This window comes from Streptomyces colwelliae, from assembly GCF_048158785.1.
GTDB lineage: Bacteria > Actinomycetota > Actinomycetes > Streptomycetales > Streptomycetaceae > Streptomyces.
Map to the genome: position 1 here is coordinate 18,278 of NZ_JBLTJC010000035.1, position 21,867 is coordinate 40,144.

15 protein-coding genes are annotated in these 21,867 nt (G+C 70.0%); 10 read left to right on the forward strand and 5 right to left on the reverse strand.

The features are described 5' to 3' along the window. The first annotated feature begins 6 nt into the window (after positions 1-6). Positions 7-3,180: an ATP-binding protein gene (locus ACNFOC_RS10460; protein ID WP_416958807.1), complete on the forward strand. Its 3,174-nt coding sequence runs from the start codon at positions 7-9 to the stop codon at positions 3,178-3,180. Here ACNFOC_RS10460 and ACNFOC_RS10465 read toward each other — a convergent pair. From ACNFOC_RS10465 to ACNFOC_RS10475, 3 genes are all read right to left on the reverse strand, one after another. Continuing rightward, positions 3,161-3,946 (reverse strand): ABC transporter permease, encoded by a 786-nt coding sequence (locus ACNFOC_RS10465; protein ID WP_416958808.1) that lies wholly within the window; start codon positions 3,944-3,946, stop codon positions 3,161-3,163. The two genes, ACNFOC_RS10460 and ACNFOC_RS10465, sit on opposite strands and share 20 nt — an antisense overlap. Next, a complete protein-coding gene (locus ACNFOC_RS10470; protein WP_416958809.1) occupies positions 3,943-4,929 on the reverse strand; it encodes an ATP-binding cassette domain-containing protein in 987 nt (328 codons plus the stop codon). Before ACNFOC_RS10470 ends, ACNFOC_RS10465 begins: the two co-directional genes overlap by 4 nt. Positions 4,930-5,024: 95 nt before the next feature. Beyond that, on the reverse strand, positions 5,025-5,870 hold the full coding sequence (locus ACNFOC_RS10475; protein WP_416958810.1) for a helix-turn-helix transcriptional regulator: 846 nt from the start codon (positions 5,868-5,870) through the stop codon (positions 5,025-5,027). 196 nt (positions 5,871-6,066) lie between these two features. On the opposite strand from ACNFOC_RS10475, the gene ACNFOC_RS10480 reads away from it, so the two are divergent. Next, complete coding sequence (locus ACNFOC_RS10480; protein WP_416958811.1) at positions 6,067-7,077, forward strand: CE1 family esterase; 1,011 nt, start codon at positions 6,067-6,069, stop codon at positions 7,075-7,077. Positions 7,078-7,157: 80 nt separating this feature from the next. Here the strand turns inward: ACNFOC_RS10480 and ACNFOC_RS10485 are convergent, their stop codons facing one another. Continuing rightward, positions 7,158-8,033, reverse strand: coding sequence for a Rossmann-fold NAD(P)-binding domain-containing protein (locus ACNFOC_RS10485; RefSeq protein WP_416958812.1), 876 nt, complete (start codon positions 8,031-8,033; stop codon positions 7,158-7,160). Between the two features lie 205 nt (positions 8,034-8,238). Between ACNFOC_RS10485 and ACNFOC_RS10490 the strand changes: the two genes are divergently transcribed. The 3 genes from ACNFOC_RS10490 to ACNFOC_RS10500 all read left to right on the forward strand — a co-directional run bounded on the left by ACNFOC_RS10490 (position 8,239) and on the right by ACNFOC_RS10500 (position 10,189). After that, entirely contained in the window at positions 8,239-8,853 is a 615-nt protein-coding gene (locus tag ACNFOC_RS10490) for a TetR/AcrR family transcriptional regulator (protein ID WP_416958813.1), read from the forward strand. Positions 8,854-8,965: 112 nt separating this feature from the next. Further along, on the forward strand, positions 8,966-9,412 hold the full coding sequence (locus ACNFOC_RS10495) for an SRPBCC family protein (protein ID WP_416958814.1): 447 nt from the start codon (positions 8,966-8,968) through the stop codon (positions 9,410-9,412). Positions 9,413-9,445: 33 nt separating this feature from the next. Next, positions 9,446-10,189: an MBL fold metallo-hydrolase gene (locus ACNFOC_RS10500; protein WP_416958815.1), complete on the forward strand. Its 744-nt coding sequence runs from the start codon at positions 9,446-9,448 to the stop codon at positions 10,187-10,189. On the opposite strand, the gene ACNFOC_RS10505 is transcribed toward ACNFOC_RS10500, so the two are convergent. After that, positions 10,173-14,234: a discoidin domain-containing protein gene (locus ACNFOC_RS10505; RefSeq protein ID WP_416958816.1), complete on the reverse strand. Its 4,062-nt coding sequence runs from the start codon at positions 14,232-14,234 to the stop codon at positions 10,173-10,175. The two genes, ACNFOC_RS10500 and ACNFOC_RS10505, sit on opposite strands and share 17 nt — an antisense overlap. Positions 14,235-14,458: 224 nt before the next feature. Here ACNFOC_RS10505 and ACNFOC_RS10510 point away from each other — a divergent pair, with 224 nt between their 5' ends. From ACNFOC_RS10510 to ACNFOC_RS10530, 5 genes are all read left to right on the forward strand, one after another. Beyond that, positions 14,459-16,588: a DUF8189 domain-containing protein gene (locus tag ACNFOC_RS10510; RefSeq protein WP_416958817.1), complete on the forward strand. Its 2,130-nt coding sequence runs from the start codon at positions 14,459-14,461 to the stop codon at positions 16,586-16,588. Positions 16,589-16,694: 106 nt separating this feature from the next. Further along, positions 16,695-17,987, forward strand: coding sequence for an ABC transporter substrate-binding protein (locus tag ACNFOC_RS10515; RefSeq protein ID WP_416958818.1), 1,293 nt, complete (start codon positions 16,695-16,697; stop codon positions 17,985-17,987). A gap of 1 nt (position 17,988) precedes the next feature. Then, positions 17,989-18,924 carry a carbohydrate ABC transporter permease gene (locus ACNFOC_RS10520; protein WP_416958819.1) on the forward strand — a complete coding sequence of 312 codons (936 nt, stop codon included), beginning with the start codon at positions 17,989-17,991 and terminating at the stop codon, positions 18,922-18,924. Then, entirely contained in the window at positions 18,924-19,772 is an 849-nt protein-coding gene (locus ACNFOC_RS10525) for a carbohydrate ABC transporter permease (protein WP_416958820.1), read from the forward strand. Before ACNFOC_RS10520 ends, ACNFOC_RS10525 begins: the two co-directional genes overlap by 1 nt. Further along, on the forward strand, positions 19,772-21,832 hold the full coding sequence (locus ACNFOC_RS10530) for an alpha-galactosidase (protein ID WP_416958821.1): 2,061 nt from the start codon (positions 19,772-19,774) through the stop codon (positions 21,830-21,832). The genes ACNFOC_RS10525 and ACNFOC_RS10530 overlap by 1 nt, the downstream gene beginning before the upstream one ends. Positions 21,833-21,867 lie beyond the last annotated feature (35 nt).

Sequence of the window (21,867 nt, forward strand, 5' to 3'; positions counted from 1 at the left end):
GCACGGGTGACCATCGACCTGACCCTGCTGCCGCGTGTCGCCCATCGAAGACAGGAGGTCACCGCGCCCCGTCTCCGCGGTCTCCTCGCGTTGCTCGCGGGCGACCTGCGCACCGGTTGCAGCACCGAGCGGCTGGTGGAGGGACTGTGGCCGGACGAGTTGCCGGAGCGACCGGGGAAGGCGCTTCAGGTTCTCGTGTCCCGGGCGCGGTCACAGCTGGGCGCGGACCTCATCGTCAGCACGCCGACCGGATACCGGCTCGCCCTCGCCGAGGACCAGGTCGACAGCTCCGCCCTGCTGCTGCACGCGGCCGTCTGCGCGGACCGGGCCAGGGCCGGGGACCACGCGGGATCACTGGCCGCGGCCGAGGCCGGACTCGCGCTGTGGGAAGGCACCCCCGACCAGGGCGGTGACACCGACGACCCGGTGGCCGCGCTGCGCGCCGAACGTGCCCCCGTCCACGACATACTCGTCCGCGCACAGGCGCTCGCGCTCGCCCGCCTCGGACGGCACGCGGAGGCCGCCGGACCGCTCGCCGCGGCAGCCGTGGCGCATCCGCGCGACGAGGAGGTGCTCGGCGAGTTGCTGCGCGGCGAGGCGGCGACGGCCGGCCCGTCCGCCGCGCTGACCCGGTACGAGGCGTACCGCCGTGAGCTGCGTGACGAACTCGGAACCGACCCGGGCGCCGGACTCAAGGCCGTACAACAGGAGTTGCTGCGCGGTGAGGCTCCGGTGGCCAGGCACGGTGTGCCGCACGAGCCGAACCCGTTGCTCGGCCGGGACGAGGACATCGCAGCGGTGGAAGGGCTGCTCCGGTCCTCGCGCGCCGTCACCGTCGTAGGCCCTGGAGGCCTCGGCAAGACCCGGCTCGCGCACGCCGTCAGCCGCCGGGCCGAGCAGCGCGTGGTGTACTTCGTGCCGCTCGCCGGCGTCACCGAGGACGCGGACGTGGCCGCGGAGGTCGCCTCCGCGCTCGGCGCCGGCGCCATGAACGGGCCTGCCTCGGGCGACCCGGTGTCCGGCATCCTCGGCGTGCTCGGCTCCGGGCCCGCGTTGTTGGTTCTCGACAACTGCGAGCAGGTCATCCGGGGCGCCGCCGACCTCGTTCAGGCGCTGGTCTCCTCCTCCAAGGACCTACGGGTGCTCGCCACCAGCCGGTCCCCGCTCGGCCTCACCTCGGAAGCGCTGTACGCGCTGCCGGAGCTCGGTCTCGGCATCTCGGCCGAGCTGTTCACGCAGCGGGCCCGCGCCGCCCGGAGCGGTGTCGAGCTGCCGCCGGACGCGGTGGCCGAGCTGTGCCGCCACCTCGACGGGCTGCCGCTCGCCGTGGAGCTGGCGGCGGCACGGGTGCGGGTTCTGTCGGTTCCGGACATCGCGCGCCGCCTCGGTGACCGGTTCGCGCTGCTGCGCGGCGGGGCACGGGACGTACCGGAGCGCCACCGCACCCTGCATGCGGTCGTGGAGTGGAGCTGGAACCTGCTCGCCGAGGACGCCAGAGCGGCGCTGCGCACGCTGTCCGTCTTCCCCGGCGGCTTCTCCGGCGAGGCGGCCGAACAGGTCCTCGGGGAGGACGCGTTGCTCCTGCTGGAGCAGTTGGCCGACCAGTCGCTGCTCACCGTCGCCGACACCCCGGCCGGGGTGCGGTTCCGCATGCTGGAGACCGTACGGGAGTTCAGCGCGGCCCGGCGTACCGAGGCGGGCGAGGACGAGGCGGCCGTAGACCAATTCCTGCTCTGGGCGCGGGACTTCGGGGTCGCGCACCACGACGTGCTCTTCGGTTCGGACTCGCAGGCCGCGTGGGAGCGGATCAAGGCCGAGCAGGACAACCTCGTGGCGGCCCTGCGGCACGCCCTCGCCCGTACGGACAACCCGGCGACCGCCGCCCTCACCGCCGTCCTCGCCAGTCTGTGGTCCACCGCCACCAACTACCCCCGCCTCATCGCCCTCGCCGCGGACACCGGACCGGCGCTGTCCCGCTACCGCCCCGAGCCCGCATACGTCGAAGTCGCCCGCACGGCCGCCGTGTTGGCCACGGTGATCGTCTTCATGGGCCCGGGCCCGCGCGCCGTACGCCAGCTCGTCACCCTCCGGCGGCTGCCGTCGGCCCCGCCGGACACGTTGATGCGCGCCACCGGGATCGTGCTGAGCGCGATTCCCGAGATACGGCCGCCCGACTACGACGTGCTGCGCAGACTGTGCGAAGGCGAGGGTGAAGGTGGGGGCGGCGCGCAGCCCTTGCTCTCCGGTATCGCCGAGTGTGTCGCCTGCTACGTCTGGGAGTTCGAGCACGACATCGAGCGCGCGCTGGTTTCCGCCCGCCGAACGGTCGTCGGGCTGGCCCGAGTTGACAATCCCTCCGTGCAGCTCATGGTGCACTCCCGGCTGAGCGAGCTGTGCCTGCGGACGGGGCGGGGCGAGGAGGCGTACGAGCATCTCAAGGCGTCGCTCGCGGTGTTGCCGCGGCTCGGTGACGGGCAGGACTACATCGGCATCCGTTCGCTTCTCGTCCTCGCGTGTCTGCAACGTGGTGACGCGGACGAGGCGGAGTACTGGCTGCGGCAGGCGGAGAGCGACAACACCCCGCCGGAGGACGACTTCTACCGGCCCGACCTCGGCGGGCGCGCCGAGATCGCGCTCGCTCGTGGGCTGACGGAGGTCGGACTCGGGCTGTGGCGCGGCGCAGTGGAGCGCATGCTCGCGGCCGGCGCGCTGCGCGACGACGATGCCTGGCTCGACCCGTGGGCGTTCATGGTCCAGTCGGTGGCGGTGACGGCGCACGCTCGTGCCGGACGGCTGGCGCTGGTGGCGGAGTTGGTCGACGGGCTGCGCCGGCGGCTGCGCACGCTGCTCGCCGAACCGGTCGGCTCGCCCTCCGAACTCCCCTTGTTCGGAACGATGTTGCACGCCCTCGGCATGGTGGGGCTCGCGTCCGGCGAAGCGGGCGCGGGTGCCCATACCCATGCCGATACCGATGCCGTACGGATGATCGCGCTGGCCGAACGGCTGGGCGTGCTGCGGGAGTTCCAGCCGACGATGTCGGCGGACCTCGCCCGGCGGGCGGCCGAGGACGCCGACAGGGCGGCGTACGCCGACGCGGTGTCGGAGTACGCCGCCCTGGGGCGGGACGAGTTGCGGGACGTCGCCCGCGCTGTCATGGCGACTACTTCGGGTCGCGGTTGAACGAAGCCGTGGACCAGCGGTAGCCGAGCACGGTGAGGCCGACGCACCAGGCGATGGCGATCCACCAGTTGTTGCCGATCTCGGTGCCGAGGAGCAGGCCGCGCAGCGTCTCGATGGCCGGGGTGAAGGGCTGGTACTCGGCGATCGGCTGGAACCAGCCCGGCATCGTGTCGGCCGGGATGAAGGCGCTGGAGATGAGCGGGAGGAGGATCAACGGCTGCGCGCTGTTGGCGGCCGCCTCGGCGCTCGGGCTGGCCATGCCCATCCCGACCGCGATCCAGGTGAACGCCAGGGAGAACAGCGCCAGCAGCCCGAACGCCGCCAGCCACTCCAGAGGTGTCGCGTCCGTGGACCGGAAGCCGATGGCCACGGCGACGGCCCCGACGAGGACCACGCTGGCAACGCACTGGATCACGCTGCCGACGACGTGCCCGACGAGCACGGACCCGCGGTGGATCGCCATGGTCCGGAAGCGGGCGATGATGCCCTCGTTCATGTCGGTGGCGACGGACACCGCGGCCCCGATCACGGTGCCGCCGATGGTCATCATCAGGATGCCCGGGACGAGGTAGGCGATGTAGTCGGAGCGGTCCGCGCCACCGATGCCCGTGCTCATCACATCGCCGAAGATGTAGACGAAGAGCAGCAACAGCATGATCGGCGTGAGCAGCAGGTTCAGGGTGAGGGACGGGTAGCGGCGCGCGTGCAGCAGGTTGCGGCGCAGCATCGTGGACGAGTCACGGACGGCGAGGGAGAGGCTGCTCATCGGACGTTCTCCTTGGGCTGGTCGGTCTCGCTGGGCTGGTGGGGGACCTTGGCGCCGCCGGTCAGGGCGAAGAACACGTCGTCGAGGTCGGGGGTGTGCACGGTCAGCTCGTCCGCCTCGATGTCGGCGGCGTCCAACCAGTCGAGGATGGAACGCAGTTCGCGCTGACTGCCGCCGCTGGGGATCTGGAGCGAGAGCGCCTCGTCGAACCGGGTGACCTCGCGCAGGGCCGTGGCGGCGGACCGGTAGGTGTCCGGGTCGGTGAAGCGGAGCCGTACATGTCCGCCCGGGACGAGCCGCTTCAACTCCTCGGCGCTGCCCTCGGCGACGAGCTTGCCGTCGTTCAACACCGCGATGTGGTCGGCGAGTTCGTCGGCCTCGTCGAGATACTGGGTGGTGAGGAAGACGGTCGTACCGCCGGAGACCAACTCCCGGATGATTCCCCACATGTTGTGCCGGCTGCGGGGGTCGAGGCCGGTCGTCGGTTCGTCGAGGAAGATGATCCGCGGGTCGCCGACCAGGGTCATGGCGAGGTCGAGGCGGCGCTTCATACCGCCGGAGTAGGTGGAGGCGGGCTTCTTCGCGGCCTCGGTGAGGTCGAAACGCTCCAGCAGCTCGGCGGCGACCCGTCGGCCCTCCTGCCTGGACAGGTGATGCAGGTCCGCCATCAGGAGCATGTTCTCCTCGCCGGTGATCAGCCCGTCGACGGCGGAGAACTGCCCGGTGACACCGATCGCTGCCCGCACGGCCTGCGCGTCGACGGCCAGGTCGTGACCGCCGACCCGCAGCACGCCGGCGTCGGCGGTCACGAGAGTGGAGAGGATCTTGACGGCGGTGGTCTTGCCGGCGCCGTTCGGACCGAGCAGGGAGAAGACGGTGCCGGCCGGCACGGCCAGGTCGATGCCGTCGAGGACCGTCTTGTCCCCGTAGGCCTTGCGCAGCCCGGTGGCTGAGATCGCGAGTTCATGGGTCGTTGTCGTCATGCCGCAGAGCTTGCGGCAGGGCGCATTCAGCTCGGTTTCACGGTGGTTTCAGTGCCCTGGAACCGGGCGGTGCCGCAGGTCGCACGGCATGTGGATCAGGTCGCGACGTCCATGCGTTGCGTACCGATGACCTTGAGCAGCTGCAAGGTCCGGTAGGCGCGGGAGTCGGGTTCGGCGGTGAAGATGATCAGCTGCTGGTCCTGGCCGGGCACGGTCAGGACGTCGAAGTCCAGGTCGATCGGCCCGACTTGGGGGTGCTGGATCTCCTGGTGGTTGTGGTGCTCGATGCGCAGCTCGTGCGAGTTCCACAGCCGGGCGAAGTCCTCGCTCCCGGCGAGCAACTCGTCGACGAGGGCGCGGAGTTCGGCGTTGTCCGGGTAGCGGGCGGTGGCGACACGCAGATAGCTGACGGCGGCGGTCACGAACCGGTGGGGCTCGGTCATGCCGTAGGTGTGGTGCCCGGGGTGCAGGAAATAGCGCCGGATGACGTTGCGGTCCGAGCCGGTCAGCGTGGAGAAGTCCTCGAACAGGGCTGCCGCCAGCGGATTCCAGGCCAGTACCCGGCAGGTGTTGTCGAGCACGAGGGCGCCGGCGTCGGTGAGGCGCGCCAGCAGGTTCAGGGTGCCGGGATCCACGTCACGGGAGGGCCCCTGGGCATGCTCGGGTGCCGTCTCTCCGGCGAGGCGGAAGAGATGGGTGCGTTCCTGGTCGGACAGGCGCAGCGCGCGGGCGATACCGGTCAGCACGGCGTGCGAGGGATGCCGTCCCCGGGCCTGTTCCAGGCGGCTGTAGTGGTCCACGGAGATGTGCGCGAGCTGCGCGACCTCCTCGCGGCGCAGGCCGGGGGTACGACGCCTGGGCCCGTGCGGCAGACCGACGTCCTCGGGCCGTACGCGTTCCCGCTTACCGCGCAAGAACTCCGCGAGCGCCTGCTTGTCCATGGTCACCACGGTACGGCGGGGCGCACCGGCCAGCCACGGACTCTCGGTCCCTGGATGCCGCCCGGGCCACGACCGCAGGGTGAAAGCGCAGGCAGAACGTCCCGGAGTACCGGACGTACGGGGAACGACGTGAGGACAAGGCCATGCGGGTACGGCGGGTATGCACGACAACCACGAATGACCAGGGAGCACACCGATGAGCGCCTCGGTGACGGCACTGGCCGCGATCGGTGTGGTGGTGCCGGCAGGTGCCGCCGCGTACGGGTATTTCCTGCACGGCGCCAAGCCCGCCGAGCCGCGGCTGAGCGCCCCGGTGACGGTCGACACGATCACCGTGGCCGACCGGACACGCTCGTACCGCGCCTTCGTGCCCGCGGATCTGCCGCCCGGCGCGCCCCTGTTGTTCGTCCTGCACGGCTCACAGCAGGACGGGAAGAGCATTCGTAGGGCCACCGGATACGGCTTCGACAGGTTGGCCGAACGCCACAAGTTCGCGGTGATCTATCCGGACGGCTACAAGCGCGGCTGGAACGACGGCCGCACCGCCGCCGTCACCCCCGCCCGCAAGGAGGACATCGACGACGAGGGCCTGATCGCCGCGCTCGTCGAACGGTTCCGCCAGGGGCACGGCATCGATCCCGCCCGGGTGTTCGTCACCGGCTTCTCCAACGGCGGGCAGCTGGCCTTCCGGCTCGCCGCCCGGACGCCGGAGCGGCTCGCCGGCATCGCGGTGATCGGGGCGGGCCTGCCCACACCGGACCAGTGGGCCGTCACGGCGCCGAAGTCCCCGTTGCCCGTGCTGCTCATCGCCGGCACGCGCGACCCGATCATGCCGTACGGGGGCGGCGAGGCGAGCATCTTCGGCTTCCAGAAGCGCGGCACCGTACTGTCCGCCGAGGCCACCGCCCGTGCCTTCGCCGAGGTCAACGGCATCACCCGGCCCCCGACCAGCTGGCCACCCACCGGATCGCCCCTCGACGGATCAGATGCCCCGTCGGTGATCGAGACCCGCTACACCGAGCCCGGCAAGCCCCCCGTCGTGGCGTTCACGGTCACCGGCGGCGGGCACACGATCCCCAATCCCGACTACCGCTTCCCCCGGCTCATGGGCAGGACCGACGACAGCCTCGATGCCCCGGCCGCGATCTGGGCGTTCTTCGGCGAGGTCATGCAGGAAGGTCGGAACGGGCGGTCGCAAGGCCGGTGACGGCGCGGTCGGTGCCGGTCCGAGCGCCGGTGCGCTCGCTCACCCGGCGGACTACGACCTCGCGATCCTGGGAATGGCTGTCACGTCGCTGTCGTGGTGAGTGCGCGCCGCAGGAGTGCTTCGGAGGCCGACAGATAGCGGTCGACGTAGGCTCCGTCGAAGCCTCGGGTCGGCAGGATCGGCTGGGACTTGTGGCCGAACATGAGGCCCGTCCGGCCTTCGAGTTCCGGTGCGAAGAGCAGCGGCACCATCCGCCGCGCATACGTCTCGGGCGACTGCATGAAGACGCCGATGGCGGACTCGACCAGCCGGTGCGCGAGGCTTCCGTCGCCCAAGAGGTTGCTGCGGATACCGGTTTTGACGAGGTAGGGCGCCAGGCCGAAGAACGCGGGCCCCGGGAACCGGTCCTTCGCGCCGAGTACGAGGGCCTCGTTTCCGGCGACGGTGTTGCCGTGCGCCACCATGGATTTGTAGTCCTTCTCGGAGTTGAGGTCGTCGGGGTCTCCGGTCGTTCCGGTGCCGGGGGATCCCATGACGAAGACGCGCGGCCTGGGGGAACCGTCCGCTCGCGCCGATCCGAGCCTGGGGCTGAGGCCTTGCAGGACGGCGAGCCGGCTCAGATAGCTGATCGCCACGTCCCGCTCGACATGTTCGGGTGTCTCCTCCCGGGTCTTGGCCGCGATGATTCCCGTGGTGAAGAGCACGACGTCGGAGGATTCGACCGGGAGCTCGACGCCCAGGCGGAGAGCCTCGCTCATCGATGACAGATCAGCCGCGACGAACGTGAGTCGGGCAGCCGGTGCATCGCGCAAGGTCCGCCCCACCACCGTGACGTCCGCACCTCGCCCGAGGGCTTGCTGGGCGATCGCTCGGCCGAGGCCGTTGGTCCCACCGATGACGGTCAGTTTCTTGGACGAGAGGTCGAGCTGCTCGAACGGAATCGGGCGAATGGTCACATTCGGGTCCGGGATTCCTTTGAGGGAGGTCTTCTGCTTCACGGGCGCCTTGGCGTCACTCGGCGCTGAGTTCCTTGATGCGTTCACGGACATCGCCTTTCCTGCTGGGTGGTTCATGGGTGGCGTTCGCGATCGGCGGTGGCGCCGCACGGAAGCATAAGCGGACTTTACCCCGCTTAGCATTCCCGCCGGTAGGGTGAGCCCTGTGGATCGACCTGTCCTGCCCTTGGGAACGCCGCGTGTCGAGCGCGCCGATGCCGCGCGCAACCGGCTGCATCTCCTGGCCTCCGCCCGCGAGATGCTCGCCGAACAGGGCGCGGACAAACTGACCATGGACGGGCTGGCGGAGCGGGCGGGCCTGGGCAAAGGGACGGTGTTCCGCCGCTTTCGCACCCGGGCCGGGATCTTCCAGGCGCTGTTGGAGGACGCCGAACTGGTCTTCCAGGAACAGGTGATGTCCGGGCCGCCCCCACTGGGTCCGGGCGCCGCGCCACTGGACCGCCTCATCGCGTACGGCCGGGCCCGCGTCCACTTCATGATGGAGCACCGTGAGATCGCCCGCGCCGCCCTGGACGGCAGCCAGTCCGTACCGGCCGGAGCCGAGACGCCCCTCTCCCGGATGCACATCCGAATGCTGCTGGAACAGATTCCCCTCGGCCCCGCCGATCTCGACGTCCTGGCCGTCCAGCTCACCGCCGCCCTGGACGGCCCTCTCCTGCTCTACCTGTCGACGACCGACCTCACCGAAGCCGCCCGTCGGATCGAGGAACGGGTCGGCCAGGGCTGGCAGGACCTCGTGCACCGCGTCTGCCGACCTTGACGGAGCCGTAGTGCGCATGAGGAGCACGGGTCGACCCACGCCGATAGGCTGAGAACGCTCGGCACAACGGCGCGCACCCAGCCGGAACTCCAACCGCAGCACAGGAGGAATCGTGGCCGGTCAGTTTGAGGCGACAGCCGAGGTCAACCGCCCTGTCGAGGAAGTCTTCGCCTTCCTTTCCGACGGCACGAACGACCCCAAGTTCAGCCCGAGGGTCCAGGAGATCACCAAGACTCCGGAGGGGCCGACGGCCGTGGGCACGATCTTCACGAGCACGGTCAAGGACGCCGGCATGAAGACGGGCCGGAAGTTCCGGATCACCGAATTCGAGGCCCCCAACCGAATCCGCTGGACGGAGACGTCGAAGAACGTGGTGACGGCGGACGAGGGTGGCTACGACCTCGAAGCCACCGGCCCGGGCACGACCAGGGTGCGGATCTTCAACGTCCTCGAAGGCCACGGCATCGGAAAGCTGCTGGTGGGCTTCGCGCTGGGTGCGGCACGCAAGGACGCGCCCGCGTTCGGGCAGCGGATCAAGGCGGCGGTGGAGGCGTCCTGAGACGCTGCTCCCCGGTGCGGTCAAGGAGAGATCATGCGGATCACCGTACTGGGGGGCTGTGGTGCATGGCCGTCGGCCGGTCTGGCGTGCAGTGGTTTCCTGGTGGAGCACGAGGGCTTTCGGCTCGTCATCGACCTCGGATACGCCGCCCTTCCCCGACTGCTGGAGCACACGCCCGCGCACGGCGTCGATGCGGTGCTGATCAGTCATGGACACCCCGACCACTGCGCCGACCTGAACCCGCTGCTGCGGGCCAGGGCGCTGGACGACGACCCGCCGTCCGCGCTACCGGTCTTCGCCCCGCCCCGGGCTCTCGACGCGGTCCTCGCACTGGACCGGCCGGGAATGCTGGACGCCTCCTACCTGCTGCACGAGTTCACACCGGGCGCGGAGTTCGAGATCGGTCCGTTCGCCGTAGCCACCCGGTTGTTGCCGCACTGGGTGCCCAACGCGGGCATGCGGCTGACAGCCGGTGGGCGGCGGCTGGCGTACACCGGCGACACCGGGCCGTGCCCCGACATCACGGACCTGGCGCGGGACGCCGATGTACTCATTGCCGAGGCCACCTACGCCGAGGAAGTGCCCGAGCACTCCGCGGAGTACCTCTCCAGCGCGCGGCAGGCCGGCCAGCACGCCGCTCAAGCGCATGTGGGTCGTCTCGTACTCACCCATCTGTGGCCCGGATCGGACCCGCACGACTTCGTGGACGCCGCCCGCCGGGCCTACGACGGCGAAATCACGGTCGCGGACAGCGGTCTCGTCATCGACCTCCGCTGAAGGCCGTCGAGGGGCGGCTGTTGTAGGCCTCCACCTCCAGGAGCGGATGCCCCGAGGTCAGGGCCAGGGTCGGCCAGGACAGGGTGACGGACTGGGACTCGTCGGGCAGCAGCCACAGGTAATTGTGGCTGTACAGCGTCGGCAGGACGCGATGGCCGGTCGCGCCGTTCTTCAGGGAGAGGCGGACCATCGCGGCGACGGCCGGACCGTGATTGCGGACGGTGGCGGTCAGTTCGGTACGGGCTCCGGAGCGGGACAGTCGCCCGGCCGTCGCGGAGACCTTCGTCCGCGGCGCCTTGCCCAGTGCTTGCATGGCGGCCGGTGTGCGATAGCGCCAGTAGGTGTTGCGCGACAGGACCCGGCCGTCGCCGCCGGTCAGCGTCAGGCGCAGGAGATGCAGGTCCGGCAGGTCGTCGGTCCAGGCCGCGGTGAACGCCTTCGCGGTCGCGGCCGGCGCCACGTCCAGCCGGGCGCTCTTGTCCCCGCCGAGCCGACGCCCCGTCAGATCGACCAACCGCGCTGAGACTACGGTGTTCTTCAGGCCGTCGCGTGTGTGGTTGACCGCGATGACCTGCCCCTCGGGATCGGCCTGGACGTGCAGGGGCTCGCAGGCCGAACGGGCGCCGTAGTAGGTGCCGTTGACGTCGAAGTCGTAGTCGTAGGTCTGCCAGACCGTGCTGTGCCACGCGGGGTGGGACATCCACAGCATCAGACCACTGGCGTTGTCCCAGAGGTTCGCGTTCCACGCCTCGAACATGGCGCGCGTGTTCTCGTAGTTGACGAACTGGGCCTTGCGCGCGAAGTCGTCCAGGCCGGTGGTCGCCCCGAGGCGCGCTTCCACGGCCGCCTTGTACGTCTGCGGTGCCTGGTTTCCGCGCTCGCTCCAGTCGTGGTAGTACCACGCGCCGCGGATCGGCCACTCGGGCTCGTCGCCCGTCATGTTCCGCATGCTGGCGGCGGTGGAGACGACGGGCATACCGATCTCGGTGTGGAAGCCGAAGTCCTTGCTCCCGTAGGTCGTCGGGTCGAAGTACTTCTCCGGCTCGACCCAGCCGTACGGTCCGCCGCCGGTGATGATGCCGCCGGCCGAGTTGTTCTGGTAGAGGATGCCGGGGGCCTGTCCCTCCACGGCCTCGCGCATGCCCTGGTCGATGGCGGCGGGAGGGTTGCCCTCGTTGGCTCCGCACCAGATGACGACGCTGGGGTGGATGCGGTAGCGCAGGACGGTGTCCCGGGCGATCGAGTTGAAGGCGTCGTGGTCCGGCGGGTCCATGCCCCAGGCGTTGGGGAAGTCGTTCCACACGAGGATTCCGTGCTCGTCGCAGGCGGCGAAGAACTCCTCCCGGTCGGACGTGCCCACCCAGTTGCGGATCATGGTGAAGTTCATGTCGCGGTGCATGCGCACGGCCGCGTCCATCCGCTCCGGCGGCATCCGGCGCAGCAACTCGTCCCAGCCCCAGTTGCCGCCCCGGGCGAGGACCCGCACCCCGTTCACGCTGATCTTCAACGGGTCCGGGGTGTTGGAGACCGACTTCACGTCGGTCCAGGTGTCCGCGTCGTCCGACACCTGGATCACATAGGTCTTCGGGTAGGCCGACTCCCACAGGATCGCCACCCGGTCGAAGCTCTTCGAGGCTCCGAGGTCGACCTGGATCCACTGGTGGTCCGCGTACTCCGAGGACCAACGGGTGCTCGTGTCACCGTCGGTGGCGTGCGCGGCCGGGTGGTCCGGATCCTCGGTGGACGCGGTCGTCCTCTGGCGCAGGGCCAGGTCGGTTCCGGGCGCGCTGCCGTCGATGACGCCGAGGGACCACAGGGAGTTGCCCCAACTGGTGTTGCGCAGCCCGCAGTTGATACGGACGTACCGGGCGGTCCGAGCGGCGAAGTCCTCCACCTGGAGGCTCGCGTTGCCGTTGCCGAACGGCAGCGGAACCGCGCTGTTGTCCACCGACGCGGCATCGGTCCAGGTGGCGTCGTCGGAGGAGACCTGCACCAAGTAGGTCTTCGCGTACGCCTGTTCCCAGACCAGGTCGACCCCGTCGAAGGACTGTACGGACCCCAGGTCGACCCGGATCCACTGATCGTCCTCGTAGGCCGAGGACCAGCGTGTGTCGGGATCACCGTCGGTCACATTGCCCGCGGCGTGGCCGTCCCCGTCCGTGCTCGAAGCGTCGGCCTGCGCGTGCAGGGCCAGGTCGGTGGCGGGCCGAGCGCTGTCGCGTACGGCCAGCGTCCACAGGGAGTAGCCCCAACCGGACGCCCTGGTCAGGCACTTGACGCGCACGTACCGGGCCTGTTGCCGGGCGAAGGGCACGGACTGGGTATACGCGTCACCGGAGTTGGCGAACGGCAGCGGTACCTCGTACTCATAGCCGAACTGGCGGATGCCGAAGCGGGTGGTGCGGCGATCGCTCTCGGAACCGTCGAGCGTCGCGGTGATGGTGAGCTTGTGGAGGGCGGGGTCACCCAAGCCGTTGGGCCACCACAACTCCGGGTTGCGCAGCCGTAGTTGAGCAAAGGTGCCGGAGGCGAACGTGACGTCGATGCTCTCGCCCGCCGGCACGGTGACGACCTTGCTGACCAGTACGCCGTCGAAGGCCGCCGAGACCGTTGTCCTGTGGTCGGCGGAGTCGGCGTTGCGGACCGGGACGACGATCGTCAGTTCGGCGACCGACACCTGGGGCAGGTCCGGCAGCACGGTGTCGACCCGTGGATCGCCGATCACGACATGGCCGGTCGATCTCAGCCGGACGTGGTTCCAGATGCCGGCGGCCCGGTCGCGTACCGCCGGCATCCAGTCCCAGCCCGAAGAGGCCAGGTAGGTGGGGGAGTTGAGGTTCATCTGGTTGGCGCCCGCGTCCACCCAGGACTCACCGGCCGGGCCCTTGTCGCCGGGGCTGCCGGGTATCGGCATGGGCGTGATCTTCACCGCGAGCGCGTTCGCCCCGCCCGTCGAGAGCAGCTCGGTCACGTCGTGGGACGAGCGCGCGAAGGGGTACGTCAGAGCGCCCACCTGGTGGCCGTTGAGCCAGATGTCGGCCGTGTGGTTGATGCCGTCGAACTCCAGCCAGGTCCGGCGCCCGGTCCCGGTGCGCAGACCGCGCGGCAGCTCGAACTCCCGCCTGTACCACCACGAATGACGTGATAGGGCCTCGGGGATGTGGAGGTTGTTCAGTCCGGCCACGGGGTCGGGCAGCTTGCCCTGGTCCACGAGTGAGCCGAGCACCGTGCCGGGAACGGTGGCCGGCAGCCAACCGCTGGTGTCGACGGACGCCGTCGACAACTTCGTTCCGTCGGCGCCGGCCCAGTCGTCGAGTGTCAGTCGCCAGCCGGACTCCACCGGGACCGTGCCGTCGTCGGCCACCGCCAACCTGGGTGCCGGGCCGGAGTTGGTGCCCCAGTCCGTCCAACCCGTGGCCGAAGGACGGTGGCCAGCGACGGTGCCGTAGACCTCGAAGCCGTTCAGGCCAAGGGGGTTGGGGTTGGAGCGTCGGGTCGAGGTCAGCCGTACCCAGCGTGCGGTGACCGGGCGCGGGGGCTGGATGTCCACCACTCCGCCCGTGCCCGCCGTGGTGCGGTACACGCTGGTCCAGGACGTGTGGTCGGTCGACGTCTCGACGACGTACTCGACCGAGTAACTGGACTGGATCTCCTTGCCTGTTGTGCCGTCGGCCGGGTTGCCCGAGGTGGGAGGGGTGAACACCGGGTCGCTCGCGTCGGCCTCGAAGGTGAGGCGGACCGAGGTGACGGTGCAGACGGCCTGGAGATCGATCGCGATCCACTGCGGGTCGCCCGCCGCCGCCCGCCATCCGCTGCCGCGCACACCCGGCGAGGCGAGCCGGTCCACCACGAACGAACCCGGGGTGGGCGCGTAGGCCGTCGAGGAGACGGACACGGGGCGGTGGAGGGCGAGTTCACCGGGGGAGGAGGCTGCGGCGGCCGACGTGGGCGACCGGAAACCGAGTCCGAACCCCGCGAGCAGGGTGGAACCCGTGGTGACGAACGAACGGCGCGACAGGCGTGGTGAACTCGGCTGATCCGTCATGAGCGTGATGTCCCATCAAAAACAGGCGGCCACTGACAACGTTGCCAAAGGCTGGGACGCGGAGGAAGCTGTGTCAACCCCTGATGCAGCCTTCTAATAAATTAGGAATTAATATTGACAGGGTTTCGGTCGCGCGCCACAGTCGTCGCCGTGACGCCGGAAGCCCCCTGTCGCAGTGCGGCCCGGGTCACGTCCTCCTGCTTCCCAACCCTCGGGAGAGGCAAGTGACTTCACATCCGCAGGTCCGCACACCCGCGGCTTCGAGACGGACCCGCCGCGCCACCGTCGTCGCCATCGCGACCGTACTGGCGGCCACCGCCGCCCCGGTGGCCACGGCGCAGACCGGCGTCGACCAGGGCGCACCCGACTACTACGACAGCGGTCTCGCGCCGACGCCGTACATGGGCTGGAACACCTACTACGGTCTGGGCGCGCCCACCGAACAGCAAGTGCGCAGTGTCGCGGACAAGCTGGTCGACAGCGGTCTGCGGGACGCCGGTTACGACATCGTGTGGCTCGACGGCGGCTGGCAGGCCGACAACCCGCGTGACGCGCAAGGGCGGTTGGTCGCGAATCCCGACCGATTCCCCTCCGGGATACCCGCGTTGGTCTCCTACCTGCACAAGCGCGGCCTGAAGGCGGGCATCTACACCGACGCCGGCACCTACGACGGCGGCAAGAGCTGCGGGCTCGGCAGCAGGGGCCACTACGACGCGGACGCACGGCAGTTCGCGGGCTGGAAGATCGACGCGGTCAAGGTCGACTTCCTGTGCGGGATCGGCGCCAAGCTCGATCCTGGCCCGGCGTTCAAGGAGTTCAGCGACGCGGTGGCCAAGTCCGGCCGCAGGATGCTGCTGAACCTGTGCAACCCGCTCACCGACGACTGGGGTCTGCCGCACACACCCGAGCAGGACGCGCACAACACGTACGTCTACGCCCCGACGATCGCCGACTCCTGGCGCACCGGCACGGACATCGCCTGGGGCACCCCGAGCCCGGGTCAGTGGCCCAACATCCTGCGCAACATGGACGCGAACGCCTGGCACCCCGAGGCACAGGGACCCGGGCACTACAACGACCCGGACTACCTCATCCCGATGCGCCAAATGACGGACGGATCCCTGGAGTTGACCCAGGAGGAGTCCACCACGCAGTACGTGATGTGGGCCGAGATGGGCTCGCCGCTCGTCCTCGGCTCCGACCCGCGCACCCTGTCCGACTCGATGCTCGCCACCCTGCGCAACCCGGAGATCATCGCCGTCGACCAGGACCCGCTTGCCGTCCAGGGCGTGCGGGTGGCCTCGGACTCGGTCGGCGACGTGTACAGCAAGGTGCTGGAAGGACACGGGCAGCGCGCGGTCGTCCTGCTCAACAGGTCCGACCAACCCGCCCTGCGTACCGTGCAGTTCGCGGATACCGCACTCGGTGGACCGGTCCAGGTGCGTGACCTGCGGGCACGTGTCGACCGGGGCACGTACACGGGGTCGTACACCGTCGAGGTCCCCGCGCACGGCACCGCGCTTCTGAAGCTGACCGGGGCGGACGCCCTGCCCGGTACGAACCTGGGCACGAAGGCCACGGCGAGCCCGGCCGTCGTCCGCGACGGCGACACGCTCACCACCTTCCTGCGCGGACCGCACGGCTCGCTCGTCCAGCAGGCCGACGGCGGGACGCGCGACCTCGGCGGTCCCACGAAGGGGGAGATTCTCGGCCAGCCCGCCGCCTACGCCTCGGCCGGCGGCCGGATCGACGTCTTCGTACGCGGCGCCGACTCCCGGGTGTACCGGCGGGTCTACGCCGGCGGACGCTGGGGTGCCTGGCAGAGCCTCGGCGGCCGGGTGGCCGACGCGCCGTCGGTGGCGTTCACCGACCCGGCGCACTGGACGCTGTTCGCCACGGGCACCGACGGGCAGGTCGTGCAGCGCGGACCGTCGACCGGCTGGACCTCGCTCGGCGCACCCGGTGGCCGCTCGGTGTACGGGCGGCCGTCCGCCGTCGTGGACGCGCAGGGACGAGTGCAGGTTGCCGTGCGCGGCGCGGCCGACGACGTGTGGACGCGGTCCCGGGACGTGTCGGGGGAGTGGTCGCCGTGGGCATCGGCCGGCGGGACGGTCAGCGGGAGCCCGACGCTGGTCGCCGTAGGGGATGCCGTGGTGCTGTACGCGCGGGCCGCCGACTACACGCTCTGGCAGCAGCGGTACGAGAACGGTGCGTGGCAGGGCTGGACCAAGCAACTCGCGTTCCCCAGCGCCGCGTTCGACGGTGCGCTCGGGGGGGTGGCCGGACCGGGCGGGACGGTCGACGCGGTGTTCCGCGGCGTCGACGGCTACGTGCACCTGACCCAGTTCAACTAAATTAGTAATTATTCTTGACGTGGTGGGGACGCCACGTGAATCTGGAACCGCGTGCATCCGGATCTGCGTGCATCCGGATCCGCGCGGGATCCACAAGGAGCCATCCATGACGAACCATCAGCCAGACCGACGCCGGTTCCTCGCCGGACTCGGTGCCGCGGGGACGGCGGCGCTGCTCAGCGGCTGTGTCACCTCCACCTCCTCCAGCAAGAGCTCCTCGAAGGGCGCGGTGACCCTCCAGTCCAATCTCTCCGCCCCGCAGGCGAAGGCCGCGATGGAGGATCTCGTCGCCGCCTACGCCAAGAAGGGCTCCGACCGCGCGAGCCTCAACACGGTCGCCGCGGAGACCTTCCGCACCCAACTGCCGACGTACCTCACCTCGGCCAACCCGCCGGACGTGTACACCTGGTACCCCGGCTCGGTCGCGGAGGCCTACGCAAAGAAGAAGCTGCTGCTCGACCTCGACGAGGCGTGGACCTCGTCGCCCGACCTCAAGCGCTACTCCAAGGCGCTCAACTCGCTGTGCACCTCGACGAGTTCCGGCAAGAAGGTCTTCGTGCCCACCACCTACTACTGGTGGGGCATGTTCTACCGGAAGTCGAACTTCGCCAAGTGGGGGGTGAGCGAGCCCAAGAGCTGGGACGACTTCCTCGACCTCTGCGACAAGCTCAAGAGCAAGGGCGTCACCCCGATCGGACTGGGAGCCGGCGGCGGCACCGCCTGGGTGGCCTCGGCCTGGTTCGACTACCTCGACATCCGGATCAACGGCGCCGAGTACCACCGCCAACTCCTCGCGGGGAAGCACCGGTTCGACGACCCCGAGGTGCGCAAGGTGTTCGACCGCTGGCAGGAGGTGCTGCCGTACTTCGACCCGAACGGCGCCGCCGTCGCCTTCCAGGACGCGTCGACCTCCCTGCTCAACGGCCGCAGCGGCATGATGCTCATCGGCACCTTCTTCGCCGACGCGGCACCGAAGAACGCCCTCGACGACGTCGACTTCTTCCGCTTCCCGGTCATCGACGCGAAGGTCCCGCTCGCCGAAGAGGCGCCCACGGACGGCTACTTCGCCAGCGCCCGCACCGGACGGCACGACCAGGTGATCGACCTGATGAAGTACCTCGCGACCGCCGAGGCGCAGGAGATCTACATCAAGGGCTCCTCCGGCACCGTGCTGCCCTGCAACCCCGCCGCGAAGGACGCCGGAACCGCCCTCGTCACCAAGGGCCGCAAGCACATCGAGGCGGCGACCGAGATCACGCAGTTCTTCAACCGGGACTCCAGCGACGCCCTCCAGCCCACCGCGGACAACGCGTTGACCAAGTTCCTGGCCAAGCCCAAGTCGATCGGGAGCATCCTCACCGACTGGCAGCGCGACGCCGAGAAGATCTGGAACGCGTGACATGGCCGTCCTGACCGCGCCCGACCGGAAGTCCCCGGCCCGCACGCCCGCCACGGGCAAGCGGGTCCGGGGCCCCCGGCGCACACCCCCGCTGGTGCTCGCCTTCGTCCTCGTCCCGCTTCTCGTCGAGGCCGTGTGGGTGTTCTGGCCCGCCGTCCAGGGCTTCTACCTCGCCCTGACCAAGTGGGACGGCGTCTCCCCACCGCAGTTCGTCGGCCTGGGCAACTTCCGGGAGATGGCGCACGACGACGTCTTCCGCAGCGCGGCCGGCCACACCGTCCTCTGGCTCGTCCTCTTCGGCGGTCTGTCCGCGCTGCTCGGCCTCGCCGCCGCACTCCTGCTCCAACAGGAGCGCCGAGGCGTCGGCTTCTACCGCGCGGCCCTGTTCCTGCCCGTCGTCTTCTCCCTCGTCGCCACCGCCCTGGTCTGGCAGGCGATCTACCAGCCCGACGGCGTCCTCAACCAACTCCTCCAGTCCGTAGGCCTCGGCAGCCTGCGCCACGCCTGGCTCGCAGACCAGGACACCGCCCTCTACGCGGTGATCGTGCCCGCGCTGTGGCGCCAGATCGGCTACGTCATGGTCCTCTACCTGGCCGGCCTCAAGGGCATCGACCCCGCCCTGTACGAGGCCGCCAAGGTCGATGGCGCCAGCGCCTGGCAGCGCCTGCGGCACGTCACGCTGCCCCAACTGCGCAGTGTCAACGCGGTGGTTCTGTCGGTCATCGTCATCGACTCGCTCCGCTCCTTCGACGTCGTCTGGTCGCTGACCCGCGGCGGCCCCTACCACTCCTCCGAGCTGCTGAGCACCTACATGTACTCAACCGCCTTCCAGTCCCTACGACTTGGCTACGGCTCCGCACTCGCCGTCGTCATCTTCGTGCTGGCCTTCGGCGTCATCTGCTCCTACCTCGTCCGCGCGTTCCGGGAGGCCGACTGATGTCCGCCAACTCCACGGCCCTGCGCCGGAAGCGCGCCGCGACCGCCGGATTCCACCTGGGCGCGGGCGCGTTGGCGATCCTGTGGCTGCTGCCCATCGCCCTGGTCCTGGTGACCAGCCTCCGCTCCTTCGACGACATCGCCGCCAACGGCCTGGGCAGCTGGCCGCATTCCTTCACCCTCGGCAACTTCCACCAGGCCTGGGTCGACGGCGGCCAGCAGCGCGCCCTCATCAACAGCCTGCTCGTCACCATCCCCTGCGTCCTGATCACGCTGGCCCTCGCCGCGATGGCCGCGTTCGCCCTCAGCCGCTACGAACTCCCCTTCCGCCGCTCGCTGTTGCTGCTCATGCTCGGCGGCAACCTCCTCCCGCCGCAGATCCTCCTCATCCCGGTCTCCAAGCTCAGCGAAGTGATGGGCATCTTCGACACCCTGCCCGCACTCGTCGGCGTACAGATCGGCTTCGGCGTCGGCTTCTACGTCTTCGTCCTGCACGGGTTCATGCGGTCGATCCCGGTGGAGATCCAGCAGGCGGCGGTCGTCGACGGCGCCGGCCCCTGGCAGATCTTCTGGCGGATCATCCTCCCGCTGACCCGCCCCGCCCTGGCCGCGCTCAGCGCCCTGTCGTTCACCTGGATCTTCAACGACCTGCTCTGGGCGATCACCGTGCTGCGCAGCGACACCAAGATGCCCATCACCGCCGCGCTCATCGGACTTCAGGGACAGTACGTGTCGATGTGGAACGTCATCGCTGCCGGTTCCGTCATCGCCGCCGCGCCCACGGTCGCCGTGTTCCTGCGCTTCCAGCGGCACTTCGTGGCCGGGCTCAACCTCGGGGCGGTCAAGTGATGCACCAGCGCTGGACCTTGCGCACGGAGAACACCAGCTACACCGTGCGCCTGTCCCCGGACGGCCCCTGGGCCGAACTCGACGCGTGGGGACCGCTCGGCGTCGAGGACGGTCCCTCCGCCCTGGACCGGTCGCGACGCACACACTTCATCACGCCCGCCGACGCGGCGCCCGCCGAGTATCTCCCGTACGGGCTACGGCCGTTCACCGGATCGGAGCTGGTTGCGTCGCGTCCGGACGGCGAAGACCGGGGAGTGTGGTGGGAGTTCGCAGGCGCCGAAGTGGACGAGGGTGCACTACGACTCGCCTTCCACGACGAGCAGTTGGGCCTCCGGACCGTCCTCCACTACGAGACCGTTCCGGGCACGGACGTGCTCCTCCGCTGGACGGAGTTCACTGCCACGGACGAACTCCGCCTGGAGCGACTCGACTCGGCCGCCGTGAACATCCCCGTCACCGGCGTCGCCCGCCTGACGTACCTCACGGGCCAGTGGTCGCAGGAGTTCCAGCGCACCCAACTCGACCTGCCCAGAGGTACGTTCACCATCGGCAGCCTGCAAGGTGTACCGGGACACGCGTACGCACCCTGGCTCGCGGTGCAGGACGGCGAGTCGCCGGCCGCGTACGGCATCGCCCTCGCCTGGTCCGGCAACTGGCACATCACCGCCGAGGCCGAACCCGGCGGTGCCCTGCGCGTGCGGGCGGGCCGAGTGCCGCACGAGGGAGCGGTGCTGCTCGCGCCCGGCAAGACCCTCGCCACGCCCCAACTCGCCTGCGCCTTCAGCCCGGAGGGCCTCGACGGACTCTCCCGCGTCTGGCACCGCTACGAACGACACCTCTCCGGAGAGCGACTGCACCGCCCCCGCAAGGTCCTCTACAACTCCTGGGAAGCGACCGGCTTCGACGTCGAAGCGGCCGGGCAACTGGAGCTGGCGAAGACGGCCGCCGACATCGGGGCCGAACTGTTCGTCGTGGACGACGGCTGGTTCACCGGGCGTGCCGACGACACCGGGGGCCTGGGCGACTGGTGGCCGGACCCGGCGGCCTTCCCGCTGGGCTTCGATCAATTCGTGGCGGACGTGCGGGCGTTGGGCCTGGACTTCGGCCTGTGGATAGAGCCCGAGGCCGTCAGCCCGGGGAGCCGTCTGTACGCCGAACACCCCGAGTGGGTCTACCGGATCGAGGGCAGGCCCGGGCGACTCGTCCGCAACCAACTCCTCCTCGACCTGGGCCGGACCGACGTCCAGGACTTCGTGATCGGGACGCTCGACCGGCTGCTCGGCACCTACGACATCAGCTACCTCAAGTGGGACATGAACCGCCCGCCCACCGAACGCGGCCGTCCCGGTGCCGGCCGAGTGGACCTGGACGCCGAGCATGTCGCCGGGTATCTGCGCGTCCTCGACCACCTCCGTTCCGCCCACCCCGACGTCACCGTCGAGGGCTGCGCGGGCGGCGGCGGGCGGATCGAGCACGCGACCGTCGCGCGTACCGACGTGGTCTGGCCCAGCGACAACACCGCACCGCTGGACCGGCTTTCGGTCCAGTACGGTTTCCTGCACGCGCACGCCCCGCACGTCATGAGCTCCTGGGTCACCGACGCGCCCGGCGTCTTCGACCCGCGTCCGCGCAGCCTCGCCTTCCGCTTCGTCAACGCCATGTGCGGAGTGCTGGGCATCGGCGCCGACCTGCGCGCCTGGACGCCGGAGCAGCGGACCGAGGCCGCCCGGTGGATCGGCCGCTACAAGGAGGTGCGGGACGTGATCCACCAGGGTGAGGCACGGCTGCTCGGTACGCCGCAGGACGCGAGCTGCGGGGTGCAGTACGACGCCGGGGACCGGACTGTCGTCGCCGCGCTGAGCACCGGGCGTCTCGACGGGGCGCCGCTCGTGCCGGGGCGGGCCGGCCGGCTCCGGCTGCGGGGACTCGAACCGGCGGCGGGCTACCGGGACACGGCGACGGGGACGACGTACAGCGGAGCCCATCTGCTGCACTACGGGCTGCCGTTCGCGTGGAGTGGCGATCATGATGCCGACCTGGTCGTGCTCGTGCGCGAGTGAGCCCCTTATGTTTCCAGCAGGCCTTTCCAGCAAGC

What these genes read in the sequence shown, in the direction of transcription:
- ACNFOC_RS10480 (WP_416958811.1), top strand. Translation starts at nt 6,067, where the DNA reads ATGAGCGCCTCGGTGACGGCACTGGCCGCGATCGGTGTGGTGGTGCCG.
- ACNFOC_RS10500 (WP_416958815.1), top strand. Translation starts at nt 9,446, where the DNA reads ATGCGGATCACCGTACTGGGGGGCTGTGGTGCATGGCCGTCGGCCGGT.
- ACNFOC_RS10470 (WP_416958809.1), bottom strand. Translation starts at nt 4,929, where the DNA reads ATGACGACAACGACCCATGAACTCGCGATCTCAGCCACCGGGCTGCGC.
- ACNFOC_RS10465 (WP_416958808.1), bottom strand. Translation starts at nt 3,946, where the DNA reads ATGAGCAGCCTCTCCCTCGCCGTCCGTGACTCGTCCACGATGCTGCGC.
- ACNFOC_RS10475 (WP_416958810.1), bottom strand. Translation starts at nt 5,870, where the DNA reads ATGGACAAGCAGGCGCTCGCGGAGTTCTTGCGCGGTAAGCGGGAACGC.
- ACNFOC_RS10520 (WP_416958819.1), top strand. Translation starts at nt 17,989, where the DNA reads ATGGCCGTCCTGACCGCGCCCGACCGGAAGTCCCCGGCCCGCACGCCC.
- ACNFOC_RS10525 (WP_416958820.1), top strand. Translation starts at nt 18,924, where the DNA reads ATGTCCGCCAACTCCACGGCCCTGCGCCGGAAGCGCGCCGCGACCGCC.
- ACNFOC_RS10515 (WP_416958818.1), top strand. Translation starts at nt 16,695, where the DNA reads ATGACGAACCATCAGCCAGACCGACGCCGGTTCCTCGCCGGACTCGGT.
- ACNFOC_RS10505 (WP_416958816.1), bottom strand. Translation starts at nt 14,234, where the DNA reads ATGACGGATCAGCCGAGTTCACCACGCCTGTCGCGCCGTTCGTTCGTC.
- ACNFOC_RS10530 (WP_416958821.1), top strand. Translation starts at nt 19,772, where the DNA reads ATGCACCAGCGCTGGACCTTGCGCACGGAGAACACCAGCTACACCGTG.